The sequence below is a fragment of the Cupriavidus respiraculi genome (genome assembly GCF_914271545.1).
Classification (GTDB): domain Bacteria; phylum Pseudomonadota; class Gammaproteobacteria; order Burkholderiales; family Burkholderiaceae; genus Cupriavidus; species Cupriavidus respiraculi.
The window spans coordinates 90,608-115,482 of record NZ_CAJZAH010000008.1; the positions used below are offsets into that span (position 1 = coordinate 90,608).

The 24,875-nt window shown below is 61.4% G+C and carries 24 protein-coding genes and 1 tRNA gene; 18 read left to right on the forward strand and 7 right to left on the reverse strand.

The features are described 5' to 3' along the window. Nucleotides 1-22: 22 nt before the first annotated feature. From LDO27_RS23410 to LDO27_RS23435, 6 genes are all read left to right on the forward strand, one after another. A complete protein-coding gene (locus LDO27_RS23410; RefSeq protein ID WP_222209546.1) occupies nt 23-412 on the forward strand; it encodes a DUF4870 family protein in 390 nt (129 codons plus the stop codon). A 70-nt stretch (nt 413-482) separates the two neighbouring features. After that, nucleotides 483-839, forward strand: a complete 357-nt coding sequence (locus LDO27_RS23415; RefSeq protein ID WP_224044238.1) for a histidine triad nucleotide-binding protein — start codon at nt 483-485, stop codon at nt 837-839. Nucleotides 840-984: 145 nt separating this feature from the next. After that, entirely contained in the window at nt 985-1,212 is a 228-nt protein-coding gene (gene tatA / locus LDO27_RS23420; RefSeq protein WP_222209542.1) for a Sec-independent protein translocase subunit TatA, read from the forward strand. An 85-nt stretch (nt 1,213-1,297) separates the two neighbouring features. Further along, entirely contained in the window at nt 1,298-1,810 is a 513-nt protein-coding gene (gene tatB / locus LDO27_RS23425; RefSeq protein WP_222209540.1) for a Sec-independent protein translocase protein TatB, read from the forward strand. Between the two features lie 135 nt (nt 1,811-1,945). Next, a complete protein-coding gene (gene tatC, locus LDO27_RS23430) occupies nt 1,946-2,734 on the forward strand; it encodes a twin-arginine translocase subunit TatC (RefSeq protein WP_222209538.1) in 789 nt (262 codons plus the stop codon). A gap of 231 nt (nt 2,735-2,965) precedes the next feature. After that, nucleotides 2,966-4,033 carry a porin gene (locus LDO27_RS23435; protein ID WP_224044239.1) on the forward strand — a complete coding sequence of 356 codons (1,068 nt, stop codon included), beginning with the start codon at nt 2,966-2,968 and terminating at the stop codon, nt 4,031-4,033. A gap of 497 nt (nt 4,034-4,530) precedes the next feature. On the opposite strand, the gene LDO27_RS23440 is transcribed toward LDO27_RS23435, so the two are convergent. Further along, on the reverse strand, nt 4,531-5,724 hold the full coding sequence (locus LDO27_RS23440) for a Do family serine endopeptidase (RefSeq protein ID WP_224044240.1): 1,194 nt from the start codon (nt 5,722-5,724) through the stop codon (nt 4,531-4,533). 20 nt (nt 5,725-5,744) lie between these two features. Here LDO27_RS23440 and LDO27_RS23445 point away from each other — a divergent pair, with 20 nt between their 5' ends. Further along, entirely contained in the window at nt 5,745-6,491 is a 747-nt protein-coding gene (locus LDO27_RS23445; protein ID WP_224044246.1) for a Nif3-like dinuclear metal center hexameric protein, read from the forward strand. Between the two features lie 61 nt (nt 6,492-6,552). Here LDO27_RS23445 and mscL read toward each other — a convergent pair whose 3' ends face one another. Beyond that, a complete protein-coding gene (gene mscL, locus LDO27_RS23450) occupies nt 6,553-6,972 on the reverse strand; it encodes a large conductance mechanosensitive channel protein MscL (RefSeq protein WP_290368853.1) in 420 nt (139 codons plus the stop codon). Nucleotides 6,973-7,187: 215 nt separating this feature from the next. Between mscL and petA the strand changes: the two genes are divergently transcribed. From petA to LDO27_RS23485, 7 genes are all read left to right on the forward strand, one after another. Further along, a complete protein-coding gene (gene petA, locus LDO27_RS23455; RefSeq protein ID WP_222209530.1) occupies nt 7,188-7,805 on the forward strand; it encodes a ubiquinol-cytochrome c reductase iron-sulfur subunit in 618 nt (205 codons plus the stop codon). 2 nt (nt 7,806-7,807) lie between these two features. Then, nucleotides 7,808-9,211: a cytochrome b gene (locus LDO27_RS23460; RefSeq protein WP_222209528.1), complete on the forward strand. Its 1,404-nt coding sequence runs from the start codon at nt 7,808-7,810 to the stop codon at nt 9,209-9,211. A gap of 30 nt (nt 9,212-9,241) precedes the next feature. Then, the gene (locus tag LDO27_RS23465; protein ID WP_224044248.1) at nt 9,242-9,985 is read left to right on the forward strand and encodes a cytochrome c1; all 744 of its coding nucleotides are present in this window, start codon (nt 9,242-9,244) and stop codon (nt 9,983-9,985) included. A 182-nt stretch (nt 9,986-10,167) separates the two neighbouring features. Beyond that, nucleotides 10,168-10,779, forward strand: a complete 612-nt coding sequence (locus LDO27_RS23470; RefSeq protein WP_222209524.1) for a glutathione S-transferase N-terminal domain-containing protein — start codon at nt 10,168-10,170, stop codon at nt 10,777-10,779. 61 nt (nt 10,780-10,840) lie between these two features. Further along, complete coding sequence (locus LDO27_RS23475; RefSeq protein WP_222209522.1) at nt 10,841-11,335, forward strand: ClpXP protease specificity-enhancing factor; 495 nt, start codon at nt 10,841-10,843, stop codon at nt 11,333-11,335. A gap of 52 nt (nt 11,336-11,387) precedes the next feature. Continuing rightward, a tRNA-Thr gene (locus tag LDO27_RS23480) sits at nt 11,388-11,463 on the forward strand. Nucleotides 11,464-11,560: 97 nt separating this feature from the next. Next, nucleotides 11,561-12,604: a tyrosine-type recombinase/integrase gene (locus LDO27_RS23485; RefSeq protein ID WP_224044249.1), complete on the forward strand. Its 1,044-nt coding sequence runs from the start codon at nt 11,561-11,563 to the stop codon at nt 12,602-12,604. 12 nt (nt 12,605-12,616) lie between these two features. Here the strand turns inward: LDO27_RS23485 and LDO27_RS23490 are convergent, their stop codons facing one another. Continuing rightward, the gene (locus LDO27_RS23490; protein ID WP_224044251.1) at nt 12,617-13,051 is read right to left on the reverse strand and encodes a hypothetical protein; all 435 of its coding nucleotides are present in this window, start codon (nt 13,049-13,051) and stop codon (nt 12,617-12,619) included. A gap of 362 nt (nt 13,052-13,413) precedes the next feature. Between LDO27_RS23490 and LDO27_RS23495 the strand changes: the two genes are divergently transcribed. From LDO27_RS23495 to LDO27_RS23505, 3 genes are all read left to right on the forward strand, one after another. Next, nucleotides 13,414-13,629: a DNA-binding protein gene (locus LDO27_RS23495; protein WP_224044253.1), complete on the forward strand. Its 216-nt coding sequence runs from the start codon at nt 13,414-13,416 to the stop codon at nt 13,627-13,629. Between the two features lies 1 nt (nt 13,630). Further along, nucleotides 13,631-14,389 carry a hypothetical protein gene (locus LDO27_RS23500; RefSeq protein ID WP_224044254.1) on the forward strand — a complete coding sequence of 253 codons (759 nt, stop codon included), beginning with the start codon at nt 13,631-13,633 and terminating at the stop codon, nt 14,387-14,389. A gap of 226 nt (nt 14,390-14,615) precedes the next feature. After that, the gene (locus LDO27_RS23505) at nt 14,616-15,101 is read left to right on the forward strand and encodes a hypothetical protein (protein ID WP_224044256.1); all 486 of its coding nucleotides are present in this window, start codon (nt 14,616-14,618) and stop codon (nt 15,099-15,101) included. A 705-nt stretch (nt 15,102-15,806) separates the two neighbouring features. On the opposite strand, the gene LDO27_RS23510 is transcribed toward LDO27_RS23505, so the two are convergent. From LDO27_RS23510 to LDO27_RS23525, 4 genes are all read right to left on the reverse strand, one after another. Further along, on the reverse strand, nt 15,807-19,052 hold the full coding sequence (locus LDO27_RS23510) for a type I restriction endonuclease subunit R (RefSeq protein WP_224044258.1): 3,246 nt from the start codon (nt 19,050-19,052) through the stop codon (nt 15,807-15,809). A 9-nt stretch (nt 19,053-19,061) separates the two neighbouring features. Continuing rightward, on the reverse strand, nt 19,062-20,342 hold the full coding sequence (locus LDO27_RS23515) for a restriction endonuclease subunit S (RefSeq protein WP_224044259.1): 1,281 nt from the start codon (nt 20,340-20,342) through the stop codon (nt 19,062-19,064). 23 nt (nt 20,343-20,365) lie between these two features. Continuing rightward, nucleotides 20,366-22,417 carry a type I restriction-modification system subunit M gene (locus LDO27_RS23520; protein ID WP_253074091.1) on the reverse strand — a complete coding sequence of 684 codons (2,052 nt, stop codon included), beginning with the start codon at nt 22,415-22,417 and terminating at the stop codon, nt 20,366-20,368. Between the two features lie 777 nt (nt 22,418-23,194). Continuing rightward, entirely contained in the window at nt 23,195-23,800 is a 606-nt protein-coding gene (locus LDO27_RS23525; protein ID WP_224044261.1) for a DarT ssDNA thymidine ADP-ribosyltransferase family protein, read from the reverse strand. Between the two features lie 215 nt (nt 23,801-24,015). Between LDO27_RS23525 and LDO27_RS23530 the strand changes: the two genes are divergently transcribed. Continuing rightward, on the forward strand, nt 24,016-24,195 hold the full coding sequence (locus tag LDO27_RS23530) for a hypothetical protein (RefSeq protein ID WP_224044263.1): 180 nt from the start codon (nt 24,016-24,018) through the stop codon (nt 24,193-24,195). Nucleotides 24,196-24,875: the final 680 nt, after the last annotated feature.

Consider the following 24,875-nt stretch of genomic DNA (forward strand, 5'->3'; position numbering starts at 1 on the left):
GCGGCAACGTCGGGAGAGGGCGATGAGCAATGACTTCACGGGGCAGGTGGTGACCACGGACGCCGAGCGGCTGTCCAGCCTGCGCAAGCTGACGCATATACTTTATGCGCTCTACGCCATTTTCTGGGTCACCGGTGGCATCACGGCGGTAATCGCCATCATCGTCAACTACGTCAAGCGCGACGATGCCCATGGCACTCTCTATGCGTCGCACTTTACGTGGCAGATCAAGTCGTTCTGGTGGTCGGTCGCATGGACCGTCCTCGGCGGCCTGCTGTTTGCCACGGTGGTGCTGATCCCGGCCGCATTCGCGGTGTGGGGCGTGTTGTCGCTGTGGATGCTTTACCGTATCGTCAAGGGCTGGCTGTATCTGAACGACAGCAAGCCGATGTACCAGGACCGGGCGCCCTGACGGCGTGGGGGCGTCCCCATGGGGTCGCTCCGCGCTTTGCGTGACTTTTTGGCTTCGCCATAAAACTTTCATGAACGCACAAGACAATTGCATCTTTTGCAGGATCGTGGCCGGGCAGATCCCCTCGCGCAAGCTGTACGAGGACGACGACATGGTCGCCTTCCACGATATTCACCCGAAGGCACCGGTCCACTTTCTGATCATTCCCAAGTCGCATGTCGAGTCGCTCAACGAGTGCGGGGAGGGCGAGGGCGGCGTGCTTGCTAGAATGCTGCTCAAAGCGCCGCAACTCGCCCGCGAGGCGGGATGCGGGAACGGGTTCCGGACGGTGATCAATACCGGACCCGACGGCGGGCAGGAGGTCTACCATCTCCATATGCACGTCCTCGGTGGACCCCGGGTCGAATGGAAGGCGCCGCTGCCCTGAGGGCAAGGCGCAACACGGTTTCAACGACCGGGCCGGCGGGCCCGGTCGAGCTTCGCCGGCCACCGTCGCCCGGCGCGGCCATTCATGGACGGAGTAACGGGTCCGGGCGGCAAGGTATCGTCCGGGGCTTTATCAGGAGCAGGAAATGGGTTCGTTTAGCATTTGGCATTGGGTCATCGTCCTGGTGATCGTCATGCTGGTTTTCGGTACCAAGAAGCTGCGCAACATCGGGCAGGACCTCGGTGGCGCGGTCAAGGGCTTCAAGGACGGCATGAAGGAAAGCGAGGAAGCCAAGGCCGCGCAGGCCAAGGAACTGCGCGAGCCCACCACGATCGACGTGGACGCCAAAGAGAAATCGCATTCGCAGCAGTGAGGCCGGCCCTTCTGGTGGATACGCGCCCGGCGCGTCCGCGCCTGTGCGCCGTTGAGCGCCAATTCCGTTTCGCACCGGTCCCCGCATGATCGATCTCGGCATTTCCAAACTGGCCCTGATCGGTGCCGTCGCGTTGATCGTGATCGGCCCCGAACGGCTGCCCAAGGTGGCGCGCACCGTCGGCGCGCTGGTCGGTCGCGCCCAGCGCTATATCAGCGATGTAAAGGCGGAGGTCAGCCGCGAGGTCGAGCTGGAGGAGCTGCGCAAGATGCGCACGGAGTTCGAGGACGCGGCCCGCGACGTCGAACGCACCATCCACAAGGAAGTGGATGAGCAGGCCCAGGCGATCAACGAGGCATTCACCGGCGAAACGCCCGGCGGTGCCGGCAGCGGCCTCGAGGGCGGCAGCGGCTACGTGCCGAGCTGGACCAGCGCCCACAAGTCCCACAACGGACGTAAAAGCTGGCGGGTCAAGCAGGGCGCGATGCCGAAATGGTACAAACGCCAGCATAATGTCCGCACCTGGGCGCAGTCCGGCGCTGCACGGGTGAAGCGACACCGGCCGTCGTCCCGTCCCGCCCGCTCGTTCTTCGAATAATCATGCAAAGCCATGGCACCACGCCGGTAGCCCGTCGCGCCGCCGCGGCGCCGGCTTGTCGATGATGCGCCCGCCAGGCCGGTTTTCCGCCACCCACCTTTCGATGCCGTCCGCGCTTGCCGGGCGGTCGACGCCATGAGCGAACCCCGTTCCCAAGACCCCCAGGACGAATCCCCTCAGGAGACGTTCATCTCCCATCTGGTGGAGTTGCGCCAACGCATCGTCCGGGCGGTGGCCGGCGTCCTCGTGATCTTCATGAGCCTGGTCTACTGGGCGCCCGACATCTTCAATCTGTTCTCCAAGCCGCTGATCGAATCGCTGCCCTCGGGCGGCAAGATGATCGTGACCGACGTGACCGGCTCGTTCTTCGTGCCGATGAAGGTCACGCTGCTCGTGGCATTCCTGATCGCGCTGCCGTGGGTCCTCTACCAGATCTGGCAATTCGTGGCGCCGGGCCTGTACCAGCATGAGAAGCGGCTCGTCATGCCGCTGGTCACCAGCAGCTACATCCTCTTCCTGTGCGGGGTCGCCTTCGCGTATTTCCTCGTCTTCCCGACCGTCTTCCACTTCATGGCGCACTACAACGCGCCGCTCGGGGCGGAGATGTCCACCGACATCGACAAGTACCTGAGTTTCGCCATGACCACATTCCTGGCCTTCGGCATCACGTTCGAAGTGCCGGTGGTGGTGATCGTGCTGGTGCGGTTCGGCGTCGTGCCGCTGGAGAAGCTCAAGCAGATCCGTCCCTACGTGATCGTGGGCGCCTTCATTATCGCGGCCATCGTGACCCCGCCGGACGTGCTTTCCCAATTGCTGCTGGCCATTCCGCTGATCGCGCTTTATGAGCTCGGTTTGCTGCTGGCGCGCTTTATCGGCCGGCCTCCGGAAGAAGTCGCGAGCTCCGGGGAAACGCAGACGCATTGAGCCGAAGGGCTCCCCCGCAGGCCCCAAATGGCCTCCGGACCGGGAAATCTGGCTATCGCGCTGTTGCTGACCAGCAACATATTCCGTCGGTAATGTCGGTTTACGTAGAAAAAGCCTTCAGGCCGCCGGGGGGGCTGACACATAATACGCACCAGACGTGAAGCAAAATGCGTCGCCCAAGCACTTGGGCAAGCCAAGATTTCCCAATCAGTTGACAAGGAAAGTGTCGATATGAAGATGAAACTGTTTGCAGCTGCAGTAGCAGCCCTGGCCGCCGGCGGCGCGTACGCCCAATCGAGCGTGACCCTGTATGGCGTGGTCGACGCTGGTCTCGAGTACAACAGCAATGCTGGCCAAACGGGTGAGAACCTGTTCCGCATGGCTTCGGGCAACCAATCGGGCTCGCGTTGGGGCCTGCGTGGTGTCGAGGACCTGGGCGGTGGCCTGAAGGGTATCTTCGTGCTGGAAAGCGGTTTCGAACTGGACGATGGCCGTTCGGCTCAAGGTGGCCGTCTGTTCGGTCGTAACGCCTACGTTGGCCTGCAAGGCAACTTCGGCTCGATCCTGCTGGGCCGTCAACAGACCACCCTGTACGACTTCGCCCTGATCTATGATCCGATGGCCATCTCGACGCGCTACTCGAGCACGGCACAAGCTCCCGAGTTCGCCTCGCGTGCTGACAACGCCGTCAAGTACGTCGGCAAGTTCGGCGGCCTGACCGCGTCGGCTCTGTACTCGTTCCAACGCGATGGCGCTGAAGTCGCTGGCTCGAACGTGTTCGGCCGCGAAATGGGTGCCTTGCTGTCGTACAGCGCTGGCCCGTTCTCGATCGGTGCTGCGTATGACGACCTGCACGTCGGCACGCCGACCGCTCAGGATCCGGTGATCCGCCGCGCTACCGTTGCTGGTACGTACGCATTCGGTCCGGCCAAGGCATTCGTCGGCTACCGTTGGGCGAAGGCCTACGACGGCGCAGTGCTGCCGGGCGCAACCGGCGGCTCGAGCTCGTCGAACCTGTACTGGGCTGGCCTGGCTTACCAAATGACCCCGGCCTTCTCGCTGTCCGGCGCGGCTTACTACCAAGACTTCCGCAACACCGGTGCTGATCCGTGGCAATTCGTCGTGACGGGCGACTACGCGCTGTCGAAGCGCACCGACGTGTACACGTCGCTGTCGTACGCCATGAACAAGGACGGCTCGGCTCTGGGCGTGAGCGGTTTCAACTCGGGCACCACGTTCAACGTGGAACCGGGCAAGGACCAGTTCGGCGCAGTGGTTGGTGTTCGCCACAAGTTCTAAGCTGACGCGATCGTAAGATCGCTGCGACTTGGTTAGAAACGCCGGCATCCGCGAGGATGCCGGCGTTTTGCTTTGTGCGTCCGCATGGCGGCGGTGCCGGACCGCCGCGGTGTGGTTGGATAGCTCTGTCGCCGCGCGTCGGCGGGTCGCCATGCTGGCGCCTGTTCGACCGGGCGACCGGCTCCTTCGGCGGGTTGGGGGTGCCCGGAGTTGAACTTGGCCCGTGGCCGGCCGCCGGGCGCCATGCGGGTCGGTGGAGCTTCGAGCCGTCAAGCGACCGATCCCCCCGATCAAGGCATGTCCCGGCTCCTAGCCTTGGCGCCGGCAAGCAGCGCGGGCCGATCCCGCGTGGGACCCGCGGTCAAGCAGTCCCGCCAACGCCAGCCGTCTTCCCGTACTGCGCATAACAAAAAAGCCCCAACGCGCATCGCGGTGGGGCTTTGTACTTTCCAGCAGTTTGCAGTCTGGCGGCCAGAACCGTGTCCGGCCGCTAAGCGTTATTCCTCTTCCTCCAGCGGCAGTGCGCGCCGTGGCGGGGGAGGCCGCTTGCCGATCGTCACCGTGACCTCGGTCGGCTTGCCACGCCGCACCAGGTTCATCTTGACCGCGGCACCGGGCTTGAGCTGGGCGATGGCGTTGAGAAGCGCGGTGGTATCGGAGATCGACTGTCCGTCGACCGACACCAGCACGTCGCCCGGCTTCACGCCGGCCTTGTCCGCAGGGCCGCCCTGCACGATGGCGGCGATCAACGCGCCTTCCTTGGCGTCCAGGCCGAAGGACTCGGCGATCTCCGGCGTCATGTCCTGCGGCTCGACGCCGATCCAGCCCCGCGTGACCGAGCCCGTGGCGATGATCGACTCCATCACCTGCTTCGCGGTCGAGACGGGAATCGCGAAGCCGATGCCCAGCGAGCCGCCGGAGCGCGAATAGATGGCGGTGTTGATGCCGAGCAGGTTGCCCTGCGCGTCCACCAGCGCGCCGCCGGAGTTGCCGGGGTTGATGGCCGCATCGGTCTGGATGAAGTTCTCGAACGTATTGATGCCCAGGTGGCTGCGGCCCAGTGCGGACACGATCCCCATGGTGACCGTCTGGCCAACCCCGAAGGGGTTGCCAATCGCCAGCACCACGTCGCCGACCTTCACGTTCTCCAGCCGCCCGAGCGTGATCGCCGGCAGGTCCTTCAACGTGATCTTGAGCACCGCGAGGTCAGTTTCGGGATCGGAGCCCACTACCTTGGCGTCGGCCTTGCGGCCGTCGGTCAGGGCGACCTCGATCTCGTCGGCGCCGTCCACCACGTGGTGGTTGGTTAGAATGTAGCCCTCGGCGCTGACGATGACCCCGGAGCCCAGGCTGGACACCGGCTCCTGCCGCTCCGGCAGCCGGTCTCCGAAGAAAAAGCGGAACCACGGATCATCCGCCTGCGGATGCGGTGCGCGCTTCGATCCGTTCTTGCTGGTAAAGATATTGACGACCGCCGGCATGGCCTCCTGCGCGGCCTCGCTGTACGAGCGTTCGGCCAAGGGGCCGGGAACGTTCGGCACGACCTCCTTCAGCGCGACGATGGGCGAACCGGATTGCACCGCGACCCGTCCGCGTTGCAGCCATTCGGGTTTCAGAGTCGCCACAACGAACCACACGGCGAGAACGACCGTGACGGCCTGGGCAAAGAACAGCCAAAAGCGGCGCAACATATTGGGAGTTTGAGCGGAAAATGAAAACAAAAGAGCTTGAATTGTACTTGAACGACCTTCTGGAAGTGCCCCGCTACAAGGATTACTGTCCTAATGGCATGCAAGTCCAGGGCCGGCCCGAAACCGGCCACATCGTCACCGGCGTGACCGCCAGCGTTGCACTGCTGGACGCGGCGATCGAGGCGGGCGCGGACACCATCCTCGTCCACCACGGCTATTTCTGGAAGGGCGAAGATGCCCGGGTGGTGGGCCAGAAGCACGCCCGGTTATCGCGCCTGCTGGGAGCCGATATCAATCTTCTGGCGTATCACCTGCCGCTGGACGGCCATCCCGAATATGGCAACAACGCCCAGTTGGGGCTGCAGCTGGGCTTCGTGCCGACCGGGCGTTTCAGCGACGATGGCCTGGGCTGGATCGGCACGCTGCCGCAAGCCATGCCGCTCGCCGCGCTGGCGGCGCATGTGTCGGGCGTGCTGGGGCGCGAGCCGCTGGCGATCGGCGAGCCGGACCGGCCGATCCGCACGGTGGGATGGTGCACGGGCGGCGCGCAAGGGTATTTTGGCGCCGCGGTCGCGGCGGGAGTCGATGCCTACCTGAGCGGCGAAATCTCCGAGCAGACGACGCATCTGGCGCGCGAGAGCGGCGTCGCGTATCTGGCTGCGGGCCACCACGCGACCGAGCGCTATGGCATACGCGCGGTTGGGGAACACCTGGCGGAGCGGTTCGGCCCGCGCCACACGTTCATCGATATTCCGAACCCGGTATGAAATCGGCGGGCATCGCGCCCGCCGTCATCCTGCCCGCTATCCTTCTATCCCTCTCTCCCGCTCAGCGCTTCAGGCTGTCGCGAATCTCGCGCAGCAGCATGATGTCTTCCGGCGTGGTCTTGGGCGGCGGCGGTTCCTGGGCGCGCAGCTTGTTGATCGCGCGCACCATCAGAAAGATGATGAACGCCAGGATCACGAAGTTGACGAGAATGGTCAGGAAATTGCCGTAGGCAAAGACCGGCACGCCGGCTTTCTTCAACGCATCGAGCGTTCGGGGTATTCCCGGAGGCGGGTCGGCCAGCACGATGAAGAGATTGGAAAAATCCAGTTTGCCGATGACCCGGCCCACCAGCGGCATGATCAGGTCATTGACCACCGAATCCACGATTCTCCCGAATGCGGCCCCGATAATGACGCCAACGGCGAGGTCGACGACGTTGCCGCGCACGGCGAAAGTCTTGAATTCCGAGATCATTCCCATGCCTGGACTCCTTTTGTTCGTTCTTCGGGTTGAAGCGGCCTTGCCGTTTACCCTGCCCCAGGAACGGCCATAACGCAACCCCGAAGGCGCTTTTTCGGTGCCGGGCGTGCATCCGGGGCGTGCATCCGGCGCCACGATCCTTTCATCGGCGCATGTGCCTAAGGTACAATTTACGGTTGACGCAAAATCTAATTTGACATCCCCTGGGGTTTGGAATGAGTGACCAGCAAAACGTGAAGAACGTGGATAAGGGTCGCCGCAATTGGTTGATTGCGACGTCTGTCGCTGGCGGCATCGGAGGCGTGGCGGTCGCGGTGCCGTTCGTCAGTACGTTTGCGCCGTCAGAGAAGGCAAAGGCCGCCGGGGCTCCGGTCGAGGCCGACATCGGTGCCCTGAAGCCGGGCGAGATGATGACCGTCGAATGGCGCGGCAAGCCGGTCTGGATTCTGCGGCGTACCGAGGAAATGCTGGCCTCGCTCAAGAAAACCGAGGGTGAAGTCGCCGATCCGAACTCCGAACTTCCCTTCACGATGGAGACCCCGGAGTACGCCAGGAACGAAACCCGTTCCCGTCCCGAGCACAAGGACGTGCTCGTCGTCGTGGGGATCTGCTCCCACCTCGGTTGCTCGCCTTCCGGTCCTTTCCCCGCTGGTGCCAACCCCACGCTCGGCGCCGACCCCGGCTTCCTGTGCCCCTGCCACGGTTCGACCTTCGACCTGGCGGGCCGCGTCTTCAAGAACAAGCCGGCTCCCCAGAACCTCGACGTTCCCCCGTACCAGTTCCTATCCGACAGCAAGATCGTGATTGGCAAAGACGAAAAAGGAGAGGCTTGATCATGGCGGCCGAAAAAGAAGTCAAGACGACTGGCCTGCTCGGCTGGATCGATGCCCGCTTCCCCGCGTCGCAGCTGTGGGAAGACCACCTCTCCAAGTACTACGCGCCGAAGAACTTCAACTTCTGGTACTTCTTCGGCTCGCTCGCCCTGCTGGTGCTGGTCATCCAGATCGTCACCGGCATCTTCCTGGTAATGAACTACAAGCCCGACGGCACGCTGAACGCGGCCGGCGTGCCGGTGGCGTTCGCCAGCGTCGAGTACATCATGCGCGAAGTGCCCTGGGGCTGGCTGGTGCGCTACATGCACTCGACCGGCGCCTCCGCCTTCTTTGTCGTGGTTTACCTGCATATGTTCCGCGGCCTGCTGTACGGCTCGTATCGCAAGCCGCGCGAGCTGGTCTGGATCTTCGGCTGCCTGATCTTCCTCACGCTGATGGCCGAGGCTTTCATGGGCTATCTGCTGCCGTGGGGCCAGATGTCGTACTGGGGCGCGCAGGTGATCGTGAACCTGTTCTCGGCCGTGCCGGTGATCGGCCAGGACCTGTCGCTGTTCATCCGCGGTGACTACGTGGTGAGCGACGCGACGCTGAACCGCTTCTTTGCATTCCACGTGATCGCCGTGCCGCTGGTGCTGCTGGGCCTGGTCGTCGCGCACATCATCGCGCTGCACGAAGTGGGTTCGAACAATCCCGACGGCATCGAGATCAAGGCGAACAAGGACGCCAACGGCATTCCGCTCGACGGCGTACCGTTCCACCCGTACTACTCGACGCACGACCTGCTGGGCGTGGGTGGCTTCCTGCTGATCTTCTCGGCCGTCATCTTCTTCTTCCCGGAAGTCGGCGGTTATTTCCTCGAGCACAACAACTTCATCCCGGCCGATCCGCTGAAGACGCCGCCGCATATCGCTCCGGTGTGGTACTTCACGCCGTTCTACTCGATGCTGCGCGCGACCACCTCCAGCTTCCTGCCGGTGCTGTGGCTGTTCTTCGCCGTGCTGCTGGGCATGCTGTTCCTGCGCACGAAGAGCATGCGCGTGAAGGGCATCGCCGTCGCGGTCGCCGTGCTGCTGGCTGCGGGCTTCTACTTCATCGAAGCGAAGTTCTGGGGCGTGGTCGTGATGGGCGGCTCGGTCGTGATCCTGTTCTTCATGCCGTGGCTCGACCATTCGCCGGTCAAGTCGATCCGTTACCGTCCGGGCTTCCACAAGACGATCTTGTCGGTATTTGTCGTGGTGTTCCTGGTCCTCGGCTACCTCGGCGTTCAGCCGCCGTCGCCGGTGGGCGAGAAGGTGTCGCAGCTGGGTACGCTGCTGTATTTCGCCTTCTTCCTGGCCATGCCGCTGTGGAGCCGCGTCGGCCAGTTCAAGCCCGTGCCTGATCGCGTCACGTTCAAGCACCACTGAGCCCGAGAGACAGAGGACAAGGACACAAGCATGAAAAAGCTGCTTTCGATTCTCGCGCTCGCCGGCGCCTGCTTTGCCGGTGCGCCCGCCCAGGCTGCGGAAGGGGGCTATCCCCTGGAGCCGGCTCCCGTCAACACCAGCGACCTGTTCTCGCTGCAGCGTGGCGCCAAGCTGTTCGTCAACTACTGCCTGAACTGCCACGGCGCGTCGATGATGCGTTACAACCGCCTGCGCGATGTCGGCCTGACCGATGAGCAGATCCGCGAGAACCTGCTGTTCAGCGCGGACAAGGTCGGCGAGACGATGACCATCGCCATGCAGCACAAGGACGGCAAGGAGTGGTTCGGCGCCGCGCCGCCGGACCTGTCCGTGATCGCCCGCGCCCGCGGCGACGCCTGGCTGTACACGTATCTGCGTACCTTCTACCGCGACGACGAACGCGTCACGGGCTGGAACAACCTGGTGTTCCCGAACGTCGGCATGCCGCACGTGCTGTGGGAGCTGCAAGGCCAGCGCGCCGCCAAGTTCGTCAAGGAAGACCACCACGGCGAGCAGGTGACCAAGTTCGCCGGCTTCGAGCAACTGACGCCGGGCAAGCTCAAGCCGGTGGAATACGACCAGGCCGTTGCGGACCTCGTCACGTATCTGGACTGGATGGCCGAGCCGGCGCAGAACCACCGCAAGCGCCTGGGCGTCTGGGTGCTGCTGTTCCTCGGCGTGTTCACGGTCTTCGCGTGGCGCCTGAACGCCGCCTTCTGGAAAGACGTCAAGTAAGGTAATCGTCCCCAAAGGGGCTAGAGCGGAGGTTGCGCCATGCGACGCCGCCCTGGCCCTTTTCTTTTTGGTTGCATCTGGGGCCGCTTTTGCGGCCTATTTGTAACGAATTTGCTTTCCGATAGTCGGTTCTGACAGAATGTTTGACCCAACTTCGGCTTAGCCCTGCAAGGAATCCAACCATGATGGTGTTGTATTCGGGCACCACCTGCCCGTTCTCCCAACGTTGCCGTCTCGTCCTGTTCGAAAAAGGCATGGACTTCGAGATCCGCGACGTTGACCTGTTCAACAAGCCGGAAGACATTTCGGTGATGAACCCGTATGGCCAGGTTCCCATCCTCGTCGAGCGCGACCTGATCCTGTACGAGTCCAACATCATCAACGAGTACATCGACGAGCGCTTTCCCCACCCGCAGCTGATGCCGGCCGATCCCGTCCAGCGCGCCCGTGCCCGCCTGTTCCTGTTCAACTTCGAGAAGGAGTTGTTCACGCACGTCTACGCTCTCGAGAACGAGAAGGGCAAGGCCGCGGAGAAGAACCACGAGCGCGCTCGCGCCGCCATCCGCGATCGCCTGACGCAGCTCGCACCGATCTTCGTCAAGAACAAGTACATGCTGGGCGAAGACTTCTCGATGCTCGACGTCGCCATCGCCCCGCTGCTGTGGCGCCTGGATCATTACGGCATCGAACTGTCGAAGAACGCAGCGCCGCTGCTCAAGTACGCCGAACGCATCTTCAGCCGCCCGGCCTATATCGAAGCGCTGACCCCGTCCGAAAAGGTGATGCGCCGCTAAGCCGTCCGCGAGGCGGTCCGATTCCGGATCGCCCCGCGCGGCCGACGCCATTGGAAGCTCCATGCCCGAAACGTCCACCAAGCCTTACCTAGTTCGCGCCATTTACGAATGGTGCACGGACAACGGATTCACGCCGTATATCGCCGTATTCGTCGACGCCAACACAAGCGTCCCGCGCGAGTTCGTCAAGAACAACGAGATCGTGCTGAACGTCAGCTTCGACGCCACCAGCGGTCTGGACATGGGCAACGAGTGGATTACCTTCAGCGCGCGCTTCGGCGGCGTCTCGCGCAAGATCGACGTGCCGATGGAGAACGTGCTGGCAATCTACGCCCGCGAGAACGGCCAGGGCATGGCCTTCCCGGTGGAGCGCAGCGTCCCGGACACCCAGGCCGCAACGGAACGCGAACTGAATCCGCCGCCCAAGCTGAGCTCGGTCGACAGCGAAGCGCCGGTGGAAGCGGAAGTGGAAACGGCCCCGCAGGACGACGATCCCAACCCGCCGCCGGTGCCCCGGATAGGCGGCAAAAAGCCCGCCCTGAAGGTCGTCAAGTAAGACCTCGTCAAGGCAGACCGCTTCAAGTAGAATCCCGGTCTGCACCAGACATGCCGGCTTAGCTCATCAGGTAGAGCAGTTGATTTGTAATCATCAGGTGGCGGGTTCGAGTCCTGCAGCCGGCACCATATAAAACAAGGGGTTACGCGAAGTTTGCGTGACCCCTTGTGCTTTCTGGGCGCCGAGAAGTACATTTTCGGTACAGTCAGCTCCCAGAACAGGTACATGGCGACCATTGTCAAGACGCCTTCCGGCACGTGGAAGGCCGTCATCCGCAAGACCGGCTGGCCAACCACGGCCAAGACCTTCCGCACCAAGCGCGATGCCGAGGATTGGGCGCGAAGAACCGAGGACGAGATGGTTCGCGGTGTGTATCTGTCTCGCGCACCGTCCGAGAAACTGACTGTATCCGCTGCGCTAAAGCGCTACCTGGCGGAAGTGTCGACGACCAAAAAGCCGACTACGCAGCGCAGTGAGCGCTTCACGTCCCAGCATCTCGAAGCCTTCTTTGGCAAGTACTCAATGGCGGCGGTCGGCGCCGAGCTGGTCGCCAAATATCGTGACGAGCGACTAGCGGCTAGTAAGTCAAACAACACAGTCCGCATCGAGCTGGCGCTGCTGGGTCACCTCTTTCGCATCGCGATTCAGGAGTGGGGCATCGGTTTGACCTTCAATCCGGTCGCCAACGTCCGTAAGCCGAGTCCTGGAACCGGTCGGAGTCGCCGCTTGAGCATTGCGCAGCAACAGCAGCTGCTCGACGCGGTCAGGGCACACTCTAATCCAATGCTCGGATGGATAGTGACCCTCGCCATAGAGAGCGGCATGCGCTCGTCCGAGATCACTGGGCTCAGGCTCTCACAGGTCGATGTGGAGCGACGTATCGTCAGACTACCCGATACAAAGAACGGGTCTATTCGCTTGGTACCTTTAACGCGGACGGCGACAGAGGCCTTAAGGGCGGCTATCGACAACCCCCTTCGACCTGCCGAAACGGATCTAGTCTTCTTTGGAGAGCCCGGGCGCGACGGAAAGCGGAAGCCCTACGTATTCCAGAAGCTATGGGCGGCGGCCGTACAGAAGCTGGGGCTCGCGGACCTGCATTTCCACGATTTGCGACATGAGGCGGTGAGCCGCTTAGTGGAGGCTGGCATGAGCGATCAAGAGGTCGCGGCCATCAGCGGTCATAAGTCGATGCAGATGCTGAAGCGCTACACCCATCTTCGGGCGGAGGATCTGGTCGGGAAGTTGGATAGACTGATTGGCACGTAATGCGACTCGCCGTCAGCTTGCCTGCTCGGAGTCTTCTGCTACTGCGTTCTCCTCGAGGCGCGCCCAAATGTCAGCGCGCCAAGCCTTCCACTTCTCGATCGAGGATAGGTCGGTCGGATCGACTGCAGGTTCCCCACTGACGCTTCCCAGCATGATCCACTCGGTGAAACGTGGACGATAGCTGCAGACGAGTCGGATCATCTCGATCGTAGGTTCCTCCATACGAAGGACAACCTTCGACCAGTCCGCCGCGGGAATCCGCCCACCCGACTTCCCTTCGAGATACCTGAAAAGGTGCTCTCCGCTGGGGGATGCCCATTCTTTGATCACCCAGTTCAGACGATCGCCCACCGTTTGCCCTTCCCAATCATGTGGGATGGGCGCAGCAAAGGGAAAGCCCTCTTTAGCGGACTGATCGATGCCGGTAGTGAGCCACACCTTTTCCATGGGGTAGCTCTTACACCAAAACTCCAGCATATCGGGCGTGGCGTCTTGCTTCCGATAGTAGAAGTTCTTCCACCGAGCAGCCGAGATGCCGCTAATTTCGGCAAGGACTGTGAACCTTCCCCTGGACGGATACTTATCGTCTATCAGGCATCGGAGCCGCTCACTGACCTCTTGACGATTGGAGTCTCTGACCAATGGCATCTCTCACACCACTTGTGACGTGTATAACAACAGTGTAAATTGAGTACACCATACCGGAATATGGCGTATGCAGTGTCGCCTCGGACGGGGCGATATCAGTGTACTTGAACTTGCGCCACTGAAGCGCTGCTGCCGCTGTCGAAGCGGCCAAAGGAACGTTGATGACCAAAACTGAGCAAATGATCGTCGGCCGGTTCGGCGTCCTGTTGTCACTGGACGACTGTGCCACGTTGTTGAACAGAAGCCCCCAGGGACTCCGCGTCACTCTTAATGGTGACAACGAACTAGCGCAGCGGCTCCGTCCAGCGAAGCTGAAGATCGGCCGCCGAGTGTTGTTCCGCGCGACTGAGCTGGCCAGGCTCTTGGACGAGGCCTGAAATGGGCCGACAACGTACGATCGACGATGCCAGCTTCTGGCGCTCTCCCGCCATCTCCGAATGTACCCAGGAGGACAAGGCGACGTTGCTGTACCTCCTGACCTCCCCGAGCAGCAACGTTATTGGGGTCTACCAAATCGTGATGCGGGTCGCCGCGGCGGAGATGGGCTGGACGCCAGATCAATTGGCACAAGTGCTTCGTCGCCTGCAGGAAGCGCAGCTGATTCGCTTCGACGACAAAAGCAGCTATGTCTGGGTCAAAATCTGGTGGGCACACAACTCGGCCAAGATGGCCGTGGGCCAGAAGCTACGGGAGCGGACGCTTGTTCAGATCTCTCAGATACCCCCGCAATGGGTGGAGGAGTATCTTGCCGATTTCGCGAAGCAGTTGCCGCGTGATCTGCAACAGGCGCTAGGCCTCTTGATCGATGGCAACTTATCCACAGTAGCCGGCGACCTTCAGGGTCGTCAGCTCTCCGATAGCGTATCGGATAGGGTATCCGACCGCGGTGGCCTTAACACTAACTCTATTAATATTCAAAACAGTAACTTTACGGCCGCAGCAAGGGCTACGCCGGCAGCGGGCGAAGTGTCCACCTTCGCAAGGCTGTCTACGCTGTTTGACCTGCCGGCCGCCAATCCCGCTGTCATAGCGCAGAGCACTGACGGGCGGACCGTTGTACCCGGAGTGGCGGAGCTTGAGTTGGCTAAGATTCGGAGCATCCGGTTGAGCCGCGAAGAGCGCGGCGGTCGCGGGTGAAAAAAGCAGCCAATCCCAGCCAATCATCGAAGAGGACGAAACGCATGCCTTTGCCCCCACGGTTAGACGCCGAACATTTGAAGAGCCTATTCGCCGCTGGTAAGCGTCCCGAAGACGTCGTGATGCCGTGTCAGGCATGCGGTGTCATGCCGGCAATCAAGGTCAATCTGGTAGGCGTGGAAAAGCGGCTGTGCTCGCCTTGCCATAGCAATGAGTGTTCCGACAATTGGGAAATCTGGAACAGCTGATACCTTCTGCGCAAGGCACCGAGCCGCAAGCCGTGGTGGAACGATGCCGAGCACTGGGACTGTCGATCGATCAGGCGCGGCGTCTAGCCTCCATGCTGAGCGCTACTGACGCTCACGCCCTTGCCCGCGCGCTGGGGCTCGACACGAGAACATTGCAGCCGCTGAAGGCGCGCCGCTGGCTTTGGATGGCTGCTCAGTCTTCCAGCGTGAGCTACCGCGGAACGCTTACCGAAGACGAGCTGGAAGACATTCTCATCACCGGTACTGTTCCTGTTGGGCGTGAGGCGCATGTTGGGCACTTCGTTGATGAGGTGCCGATCCAGGTGGTCGTTATGGCGATCGAGCAGGTGGCCCTACGTCGAAGGATTCCCATCGGTGAGGTATGGGCGGTCTTCGGCCGGCTCTTGCGCAAGTACGGCTACCAAAAGCAGGCCGCACAGTGGCTTGAAGTGCTGCAGCACTGAATTCCGCCTCGCACCTATCAAGGGCCTTTGCTTCACCGTCACATTCCCCTTCACCGTTGAGTCCAACGCGAACCGCTACGTCGGCCTCCAGGACAGCTTCTGCGCCAGACTCGACGGCAGCTTCGACTTGTGAGCAGCAAGCTCTTGGACAGGATAGGGAATGTACGTACGCGACGAGTCTTGCACGTACACCAGACAAAAGCACTCCGTGGCATTCGCCCCATCGCACTGTTGTCCGTTCCATTCAACTCAGGGCTCCGCCCCGAGACCCATAAGCGCCAGGTGGGGGAGCAGTCGGCGATCTCGTTGTGCCGAGAAGAGCGGCTACGACATGGCGCGTCCAACCTATCCTTTCTTGGTCAAGCTGAACTTTCCGTCTGGCCCCAGATGCATTGCTTGGATGTACTTGCCGCAGCAGCTGGTATCAACATTGCTCCGGCTGAGCTCGATCTGGCTACCGTGGTTGGCAATACCGTGGACCAACTCCGTGCAACTCATCCGGACCGCTGCAATATCGCCTTTGTCGCAAGCTTTCTCAAACCGACCCGCCACCGGTACATCCGGTGAATGCCCGAGCGTGGCCGTTCCCCGATAAGGTGGCAGGCCGGCCTGCAGCGCTCAGCTCGGCTCTGGCGGCCGGTGCCAGACTGCCTTGGCTATCCCGCCCGCTGTCTGCTCGATCAGCGACCTTGAAGAAACCGCGCATTAGATGCCAACGGCAGCTGCATCGATCTTGGTTCCCGACTTGATCATCTCGTAGACCAACGCCACCAGTGGTGCCATGGCCTGCTGGTCGTTCTTCATCACATGCTCGGCTAGGTCGGAATGCGAGGTCATTGCCCGTACGACAGCGGACTGGACTGTGCCCTTGATGTTGCCGCTCATGGCCACCTCGCGCGGGTTGTTCTCGATCTGAGCTATGGTGTTGGCGTCCTCGCGGGCGATATCGGCGATGTGGTTCACAAAGGCAACCTTGTCCGTGAGAGGCGTAGCCTCGCCGAAAATCGAGTTCAGGCGGGCAATCACCTGCCGCAGGTAGACCGGCAGCGCGGCCTGGCCATCGCCGCCGGGGCCCACTGGCTTGAGGATCCGATCGTCCTCGTTGCCTTGGCCGGGGTCAGGTAGCTCCTTCGGTTTGATGTCGAAGCCGGTCAGCAGAAGTGCGGAGACATCGACCTGATCCGGCGGTATGCCTTCCAGACGTTTGGACAGTAGTCGCGCAAAGCTGGCGAAACCTTCGAGACTAGCATCACCGAATTCGATGGTCTGGGCGATGTAGGTGTAGAGGGTCCCAAACCGGGCCAGCCCAGACTTGAAGTTCAGTAACCCTTGGAGCGCATCGGCAGCTTCGTTGCGGCGGGCATCGGCGGCCTTCATGCCATGCTCATTGCCCTGGCCCTTGGCGGCCTCAAAAGCGGCCTCGGCCGACTGGATCTCGCCGCGCAGATTTTGTAGGCGATCGTTAAAGCGCTGGGTTGGCGCACTAGTCGCAGCGTAAAGCTCCTTGTGCTGCGCCTGCTCGCCTGCGGCGTAGGCCGCCGCCGACTTGAAGCGCACCGCAGTGAAGGCAGCCACCTCGGCCGGCGTGTAGATACCGGCTTTTTCCAGCTCGGACTGGAGATCGTAGACTACATTGGCATCCTGGACGGTCTGGATGCGGGCACCAGCATCGTACTTGGCGAACGCGTCCAGCACTACCTGCGGGTCGTTTACGAAGTCGACGACGAAGGTGGTGTCTTTGCCCGGGGCGATGCGATTGAGACGGGAGAGCGTCTGGACGATCTCCACTGGATTGGCGATCTTCTTGTCCAAATACATCGCGCACAGCTTGGGCTGGTCGAACCCCGTCTGGAACTTATTAGCTACGACCATCACCCGGAACTCCGGACGATCGAACACCTTGCGCAGATCGGTGCCATACTGGCGCGGGTTCATGGCGCTTTCGGTGAACTGCTCATCATCCTGGGCGGCGAAGTGGTCGTCCCCCAAATTGTCGTCGGATGGGTGCTTGACCTCCTTGCCTGTCAGCGAACCGGAGAAGGCGACCAGGGCTCGGAAGGCATTGTGCTGCGGATGCGCCTGCGTGTACGCGTCGAACGCCCGCTTGTAGCGCACGGCTGCGGCACGCGAAGATGTCACGATCATTGCCTTGGCCGAGCCGCCCAGCAGTGGAGCGACGTTGGCGGCGAAGTGCTCGACGATGAATTCAACCTTCTGGGTGACGTTAGTCGCATGAAGCGAGAGCCACTTGGCCAGGGCGCGCTTGGCCGCCTTGCTGTCCACGCGCTTGCCGTCCTTGCTTGGCTCGGCCAGGTTAAACGCGGTCTTGTAGGGCAAGTAGCCCTGAAGCACATCCAGGATGAAGCCCTCCTCGATGGCCTGGCGCATCGGGTACTTGTGGAAGGAGATCGGCAAATTGTCCTTGCTCGCCTGCTGACTCGGGTCGGCTGGCCGGCCGAACAGGGTCATGGTGGCGTGCTTGGGAGTGGCAGTGAAGGCGAAGTAGCTGACGTTTTTCGGACGGACGCGCGAGGCCTGGATCTTCTCCAGTAGCTCCTCGACAGTCAGGCCTTCCATGGCATTGGCATCCCGGAGCGCCAGGGTAGCCTGAAGCTTCGAGGCGGCGGTGCCGGTCTGGCTGGTGTGGGCTTCGTCGATGATGACCGCGAAGTTGCGGTCAGCAAGCTTCCCGTTGGTAAGAATCTGCTCCATCGCGTAGGGGAAGGTCTGGATCGTGACCACGATGATGGGAGTCTGGCGCTCCAGCGCTTCAGCCAGTTCTGCCGACTTGCTCCTGCCGGTGTCCTTGTCGCCGATCGCGGCGATCATGTCGTGCTGGTGGTCGATCTGCTGGACGGCGTCCTGGAGTTGCTTGTCCAGCACGGTGCGGTCGGTGACCACGATGACAGAGTGGAACAGAGAATCGCCGTTGGCCGTGCGCAGCCGGATCAGGTCGTGTGCGGTCCAGGCGATGGTGCTGGTCTTGCCGCTGCCTGCCGAGTGCTCACACAGGTAGGGCTGGCCGGGGCCTTTGGCCTTGGCGTCGGCGATCATTCGGGTCACGGCGTCCCACTGGTGGAAGCGCGGGAAGATCAGCGTCTCCTTCCTATGGTGATTGCCGGCCAGGTCGACCGCGTCCTTCTTCTCGGTGTAGACGAAGCTGTGGAAGATGCGCAGCCAATTGTCGCGCTGGCAGACTTGCTCCCAGAAGTAGGCCACCGGGTACTCCCCATCGGCGCGCAGTGGGTTGCCGGCATGGCCGTCCCGGCCCAAGTTGAAGGGCAGGAAGTAAGTGTCGGCGCCGGCCAGTTTGGTCGCCATTCGTATGTCGCTATCCGACATCGCGAAATGGACGACTGCGCCGCGCTTGAAGGTGAGCAGCGGCTCGACGCGACGGGAGGTCGGATCCACCGGCAGTCGGTCGTTCTTGTACTGTTCCACGGCCGCGCCCGCGAACTGGGTGAAGTCGGTCTTGACCTCCGCCGTGGCCACCGGGATGCCATTGATGAAGAAGACCAGGTCGATGGCCAGTTGGCTGCCGGGGCGGTACTTCAACTGCGGCACCACACGCAGACGGTTAGCCCCGTAGCGCTCCCAGGCAGATGGGTCGCGCTTGTCCTCGGGCAGGCCCTCGCTCAGGCTGATCTCGCCCACACCGGCCAGCTTGATGCCGCGGCGCAGGACGTGGACCGTGCCTTCCTTGTTCAGGGCCTGGGCCAGGCGGTCCATGAGGGTGCCCGTGGCCTTGTCACCGTTGCCCGCCACCAGCTTCTCCCACCTAGACGGCTGTGTGGCCTTAATCCACGCGACTAGGTCCTCTGGGTAGAGGGCGTGGTTCTGATCATAGCCGGAAGTCTCGCCCACCAGCCAGCCGCGCGCGGCGAGCTGCTGGACGATGTAGGCCTCAAAGTACTTCTCGCGGTGAGCGGTGTCGGTAAAGGCGGGGTGCATGGCTGGTCCTTATGCCGCGTCTCGGAGGTCAATTTTGCCGGTGACGGCTGCAGTGATGAGGGCGGTGCGGTGCTCGCGCAGCAATTCGATCGAGCGCTCGGTCTTGGCGATCAAGGTATCGATGCGAGCGGTAGCACGGTCTAGGTAGGCGACGATGGCGCGCTGCTCTGGAAGAGGAGGCATGGCGATCATCTGGGCCTTAAGCCATTCATCCTGAACGCGCTTCTGGCCAGCAGATCCTTCCATGTGGCCCTCGGCATAAGAACGGAACCCAGTCGCAGAGAATAGCCACCAGGAAAACTTGCCATCGGTACCTGGCGATGGCCGCAGAACGATGAGCTCCGTTGTGCCAAAGCCGATTCCACCGACCAGCCCTTCTACGCTGGCGCCTTTCCCGTTTTCGAAGCAAGGGGTGATCTTCGCAATGACGGTGTCTCCGTTCGCGAAATATGAGTAACCGGATTCAACCTCACCAATCGGCCGTACCCGCGTAAGGTCCAGCTCGCCGCGTTCGCTGATTGCCTCCATTGGCAAAAAGGAAACTTCCTCGTCGCGGGAGCGCCTAGCGATCTCCCTCTTGGATGGATTGAACGTTAAGAAGCGGCGGGCAGCGCCAATGGTCCAGCTCGCCGGCACCTCCCCCAGCCACTCGACCCCGCTATCCTTCATCGGCACGCCCGCATCCAGCCCCTTGGTCACGGCGTGCGTGATCAGGGCCTGGCGCTTCTCGCGCAGCAGCTCGATAAAGCGGGTCTTCTTGGCGACAAGGCCGTCGATGCGGGCGGTGGCGTAGTCGAGGTAGGAGGCGATCAACTCCATTTCGTCATCTGGTGGGACGACAACAGGAAGGCGCTTGAGATCCGCGAACTTCATGGATTGCCGAATGCCACCGCCGATCCCATAGAACACCTTGGTTGTGTCGTACGAGCGCATCAGGTACTCAAAGAAGCGCGAATTGGCATGAGGGCGGACGGTGACGTAAGCGGAGGTGATGATGCCGCGCTCCTGGGCTCGGGCGGATCGCAAGCTAGTCTGGTCGTTTTGAAGATCGGTAAGCCGAAAGACGATGTCGTTGGCCTCGATGACGTTGTAGCCCTCGAAGCTGGCTGGAGTCAGGCCATTCAGGCGATCAATGTCCTTTCGGACCAAGCGGCCGTAGCTCAACGACAGCAGATTGCGCTCCTTCATGCCGGCATTCGGATGATCGACCTCTTCCGCAAACGAGTAGAAAGGCTGCGTCGACCAGTGAGCGGGAATTTCTCCTACCCACTCAATGCCGGAGTACTTCATAGGATGATTACTTTGCGCTGGTGTCATTTCGCCACCTCATCCAATAGCGCTGCAATTTCCGCTTCTACCGCCTTGAGCTCAGCATCGATCTCGTGGAGGTCGCGTGGCGGCACATACTTGTAGAAGTAGCGGTTGAAATTGATCTCGTAGCCGACCTTGCCGACCTTGCCATCGCGTTCGTCGGTGTAATTGGTATCCACCCAGGCATCCGGAACATGAGGAAGCACTTCGGCCGCCATGTAGGCGTCGATAGCCTGGCCAAGCGGCACGCTCTCGAAGTCCTCCAGCTCCTTGTCCGCCATTTGCTTGCCATCAACTTCCACGATAGGCGCGTCCGGGTCGCGCACGCAGAGTGCATTTTCCAGAGCGGTTGCCAGCGGCTTGGCGACCTTGCCCAGGCCGGCCTTCTTGGCGGCGGCTGGGAGAGAGTCCAGCCAGGTATAGGGGTAACTTTCGCCCAAGTGTTGGCGCAACAGGGCCAGCCAACCCGCCTGCTCCGCTTCATCCAGCTTTGCAAAGGCCTTGGCGGACTGCAAGGCGGTCAAGGTGTCTTCGGTGACGTGGACAGCGAGGCGCAGCGGGCGCTGGACCTTGATGCGGCGGTAGCCGAAATCGCGGTAGTCCACGATGCGGATGTTCTCGCCTGTCTCGAAGTCGGCGTAGAGGCGGGCAATGACTTGGATCTGATCATCGCTGATGAAGCGGCGTTTGTTGCCCTCGGACTTGCGCATCGGGCTGTGGAGGCCAGTGGCGTCGATCAGTTGGACCTTGCCCTTGCGCGCATCCGGCTTCTTGTTGGTCAGCAGCCAAATATAGGTGCCGATACCCGTGCGGAAAAAGATATCGGTGGGCAGGGCGACGATGGCCTCGATGTAGTCGTTCTCGAGTAGCCAGCGGCGGATCTCGCTCTCACCCTGGCCGGCGTTGCCGGTGAACAGCGGCGATCCGGACAGAATAATGGCCGCGCGCCCGCCGCCTTTGGCGGGGCGTTCAAGCTTGTCGACTAGGTGTTGGACGAAGAGCATCGAGCCATCCGACACTCGCGGCGTGCCGGCGCCGAAACGGCCCTCGAAGCCCTTCTCCTTGGCCTCGCGCTCGACAAACGCCTGATCCTTCTCCCACTTCTTGCCGAAAGGTGGATTGGAGAGGCAATAGTGAAAGTGCTTGCCGGAGAAGGCGTCCTGGGAAAGCGTGGACTTGGGACCAGCGATATTGGCTGACAGATCGCGGGAGGGCTCGGTTTCCAGGCGGCGCAGCAGCATATTCGCCAGTGCAACGGCGTGGGTCTCCGGTTCCAACTCTTGGCCGAAAGGAATCAGCACAGGCGGGGCCTTACCTTGGGCACTGAACCCGTCGACGTGGTTCATCGCGTCGGTCAGAAAGCCTCCGGTACCACATGTTGGGTCGTAGAGGGTACGGATCAGGCCAGGGTTGTTGCGGAATAGCTCGTCGTCCGGATCCAGAAGCAGGGTGGTGGCTAGGTGGACGACGTCGCGCGGGGTCATAAAGTCTTCGGCCGCCTCGTTGACCTCGGCACCGAAGCGGCGGATCAGGTGTTCGTAGATGTTGGACATCACCCGGTCCGGAACAACATCCGGATGCAGGTCGGTGTTGGCGAAGTTCTGGCAGATTTTGAACAGGATGTCCGCGCGGGCTAAGCGGGCGATCGTGTCCGAAAAGTTGAACTGCTCGAAGATGACGCGGGCGTTGTCCGAGAAGCCAGCGACATAGGCCTCAAGGTTGGCCTTGGTTTTGGTAGCGCCCAAGGTGTTCAGCGCGTACAGCGACGTGTTGTAGAACGGCAGCTTTGCCGTCTGGCGCAGGATGAGGTCGATATCGAGGCCCTTGTCCTTGAACTTCTCGTGGGCTTGGCGGACCGCGTCGCGAGTGGGCTCGAGTACGCACTCCAGGCGGCGAAGCAGCGTGAACGGAAGGATGATCTTGCCAAAATCAATGTGCTTAAAGTCGCCCCACAAGTCCTCAGCGTTCTTCCAGATGAATGCGGACAGAGTGGTGTCGGAGGCCTTCGTGGTCTCCATGGAGGGGGCTGAGTTGATAGCTTGCTGATCGTTCATGTCGCCTTTTTGATGCGCGGAATTAGTCTTCGCTGAGCGGGATTGGCCAAGTTGGTTCACCTTCTGCAACGGCGTATCCCGATTGAGCAAGGAACTTGCTCAAGGTGCGCCGTTCGGGTAGTGCATTTTAATTCACTTGCAACCTTATTGATGACTCCGCGAAAAGGCGGAATTTTAATGCCTGAGAGACTTACATAGTGGGCCGCAACATAAACACGCACGACGCCAAGCGTTCGGTGAGTCAAGCGCTTGATAGCAGCCGCTCGGTCGCAAGTCTTCTTTGTCCGGTAAGGGTCGGTAGTCGCCTCTGACGCAGGCAAGTCTCCCGCGCAGACGATCCGAGGACCGAGACCGACTAGAAGCGGTCGGCCGACACGGTCCCTAAGTGGAGGCAGAGTCGTTCCTCTGGGGTGGGGGCCGGACACCTGCTTCAGAGGTTTCCCCTTCGGTGACGCTGTGGGGGTGCGCAAGCATCCGGTGTTCGATCCTGGGGTGCCAGATACGCTTATTTCCATTGGCGTTGAGCAATGACGTAGAAGCCTTACGGAAGTAGTAGTCTTCCCCAGTAACCCGAATCAGTTCTACGTAAGGCTTGAAATACGGCGCAACGGTAACGATGGTGTCGTCCGGAGAAATCATTGCCTTTGTGCGTTTAAGGGATCGGCTGCGTGGGGAACCACGCCTCCTATGGCGCACGGCGGCACTGCCGATCGAGATGCCCGCGATACCACCGAGATTTTCGCGGTGCTGCGAATGGCGGAAGGTGTCAGGAAGAGGCTAATCGAACGGGTGTACTTCAACCGTCCGCTGCGGGCCGGGTATCGCGTTGAGAAGATCCTGAACGGGCTCAACCCACTTCTGACCGCCGACAATGGCCGAGACAATGTAGGTTGGCGCGATGCTTTCCAGCACCTGAACCTCGGCTTCCGGATCCGTGGGCCAGCTTGCGGCCATGCCACCTCTCTCTGCGTCGCTTCCTGCAAACATCTCACCAAATGCCCAAGGACCGCCGCGAAACCCGCGGCAATCCTTGATCTCTTTGGTGGCGGCATTCGTCCAGCAAAACAGGCAGTCGCGTTCCCACAGGATCGCCGATGACAGAACCAGGACCACCCAGTCCGAGTGTCCACTCGCGTGACGCTTCAGTCTGAAAAGCGCCTCGCTCACCCGGGACACAGAAACAGAGATCGCGCCGTACTTTTCGTCAAGCCGATCTTCCGCGCTTACGTAAGCGGCGTGCTGATCAGCCACTAGTTGCAACCTGGATTTGAGTCCGTGGTTGACGATCCCAGGAAGGTTTGTAAGCTGCGTGAAGTGACCGAGATACTGCACTCCGCGCTCGAGCGCGATGGCTCTAATTCTGTTCCGGTAGTTTGTTGCCACAAACGCATTCCTTGCTTTCTTAAAGCCGAAGATGGGCGCGTGGGAACACCCTGCCGTAGGCATTCAACTCGATACCGAATGTCCGGGGTCGACGTGCAAATTCGCGCCTGCACGGTGCTTCTTTGACCCTACGGGCGATTACACACAACTCGCGCGCCGTCTACAACCCGCCGAACGGGTGGACCTTCAGCGTAGAGGGGAAGCCTGATTCAGGCGTGACGGTACAGAAGAGCTTGGCTTGCAAGAATGGAAGCGACGGCGACGGCGACGGCGACGGCGACGGCGACGGCGACGGCGACGGCGACGGCGACGACGACGGCGACGACGACGACGACGACGATCGCGGTGACTCTATGGGGCGGAAGCGACAACGAAACGCATCAGTCCACCACTGATCGCGGCACGGTCGCTTCGGGTCGGGAAGAGACGATTGAGAAGCGGCAAACCAAGCTCTGGTGCGCACTGCGCCTTGCTGCACCCATAGGGGCCGGCGAAAACAAGGCCTCGCGGGAAGCCCGCTACCCCTTCCGGTTCGATCCACTGGAAGCTCTGGACCCGCGGATCGTGCTTCCCAGCTCGGCGCTCAATACCGATCATGTAATACGATGAACCAGGTCCGGCTAGTCCCGCCGTCTCGGTATCGCAATCTCATCGGCAGCGAGCTCCACTAATTCATTTCCCGACACCAAAGATGGCCGTGGCAAGCGGCCCTGGGACGATCACGCGTTGCCGAAGGGAAGCGTAGCCGGCCCGATCCGAGCTGGTCTGTCGGAGGATCTTCGGTACGCTTGCGGTACACCGATGCGTTTTTTCTGCTTACATTCAATTACGCTAAGTTATTGAAGTTAAAGTGTTTTGTATTGCGGAACGTTATTGCCAATTTCCTTTGCGTATCAGTAACTTAGTGATTTACAAGGGAATTTGTAATCATCAGGTGGCGGGTTCGAGTCCTGCAGCCGGCACCAGATTCCCTTCCAACGCTTCCGAGCGTTGCCTAGAAAACCCCGCGCAGCCTTGCTCCGCGGGGTTTTTGTTTGCAACGTAGCCAAGCCATGTCGCATCGCACAAAGTCACC

What these genes read in the sequence shown, in the direction of transcription:
- LDO27_RS23410 (WP_222209546.1), top strand. Translation starts at nt 23, where the DNA reads ATGAGCAATGACTTCACGGGGCAGGTGGTGACCACGGACGCCGAGCGG.
- LDO27_RS23415 (WP_224044238.1), top strand. Translation starts at nt 483, where the DNA reads ATGAACGCACAAGACAATTGCATCTTTTGCAGGATCGTGGCCGGGCAG.
- tatA (WP_222209542.1), top strand. Translation starts at nt 985, where the DNA reads ATGGGTTCGTTTAGCATTTGGCATTGGGTCATCGTCCTGGTGATCGTC.
- tatB (WP_222209540.1), top strand. Translation starts at nt 1,298, where the DNA reads ATGATCGATCTCGGCATTTCCAAACTGGCCCTGATCGGTGCCGTCGCG.
- tatC (WP_222209538.1), top strand. Translation starts at nt 1,946, where the DNA reads ATGAGCGAACCCCGTTCCCAAGACCCCCAGGACGAATCCCCTCAGGAG.
- LDO27_RS23435 (WP_224044239.1), top strand. Translation starts at nt 2,966, where the DNA reads ATGAAGATGAAACTGTTTGCAGCTGCAGTAGCAGCCCTGGCCGCCGGC.
- LDO27_RS23440 (WP_224044240.1), bottom strand. Translation starts at nt 5,724, where the DNA reads ATGTTGCGCCGCTTTTGGCTGTTCTTTGCCCAGGCCGTCACGGTCGTT.
- LDO27_RS23445 (WP_224044246.1), top strand. Translation starts at nt 5,745, where the DNA reads ATGAAAACAAAAGAGCTTGAATTGTACTTGAACGACCTTCTGGAAGTG.
- mscL (WP_290368853.1), bottom strand. Translation starts at nt 6,972, where the DNA reads ATGGGAATGATCTCGGAATTCAAGACTTTCGCCGTGCGCGGCAACGTC.
- petA (WP_222209530.1), top strand. Translation starts at nt 7,188, where the DNA reads ATGAGTGACCAGCAAAACGTGAAGAACGTGGATAAGGGTCGCCGCAAT.
- LDO27_RS23460 (WP_222209528.1), top strand. Translation starts at nt 7,808, where the DNA reads ATGGCGGCCGAAAAAGAAGTCAAGACGACTGGCCTGCTCGGCTGGATC.
- LDO27_RS23465 (WP_224044248.1), top strand. Translation starts at nt 9,242, where the DNA reads ATGAAAAAGCTGCTTTCGATTCTCGCGCTCGCCGGCGCCTGCTTTGCC.
- LDO27_RS23470 (WP_222209524.1), top strand. Translation starts at nt 10,168, where the DNA reads ATGATGGTGTTGTATTCGGGCACCACCTGCCCGTTCTCCCAACGTTGC.
- LDO27_RS23475 (WP_222209522.1), top strand. Translation starts at nt 10,841, where the DNA reads ATGCCCGAAACGTCCACCAAGCCTTACCTAGTTCGCGCCATTTACGAA.
- LDO27_RS23485 (WP_224044249.1), top strand. Translation starts at nt 11,561, where the DNA reads ATGGCGACCATTGTCAAGACGCCTTCCGGCACGTGGAAGGCCGTCATC.
- LDO27_RS23490 (WP_224044251.1), bottom strand. Translation starts at nt 13,051, where the DNA reads ATGGAAAAGGTGTGGCTCACTACCGGCATCGATCAGTCCGCTAAAGAG.
- LDO27_RS23495 (WP_224044253.1), top strand. Translation starts at nt 13,414, where the DNA reads ATGACCAAAACTGAGCAAATGATCGTCGGCCGGTTCGGCGTCCTGTTG.
- LDO27_RS23500 (WP_224044254.1), top strand. Translation starts at nt 13,631, where the DNA reads ATGGGCCGACAACGTACGATCGACGATGCCAGCTTCTGGCGCTCTCCC.
- LDO27_RS23510 (WP_224044258.1), bottom strand. Translation starts at nt 19,052, where the DNA reads ATGCACCCCGCCTTTACCGACACCGCTCACCGCGAGAAGTACTTTGAG.
- LDO27_RS23515 (WP_224044259.1), bottom strand. Translation starts at nt 20,342, where the DNA reads ATGAAGTACTCCGGCATTGAGTGGGTAGGAGAAATTCCCGCTCACTGG.
- LDO27_RS23520 (WP_253074091.1), bottom strand. Translation starts at nt 22,417, where the DNA reads ATGAACGATCAGCAAGCTATCAACTCAGCCCCCTCCATGGAGACCACG.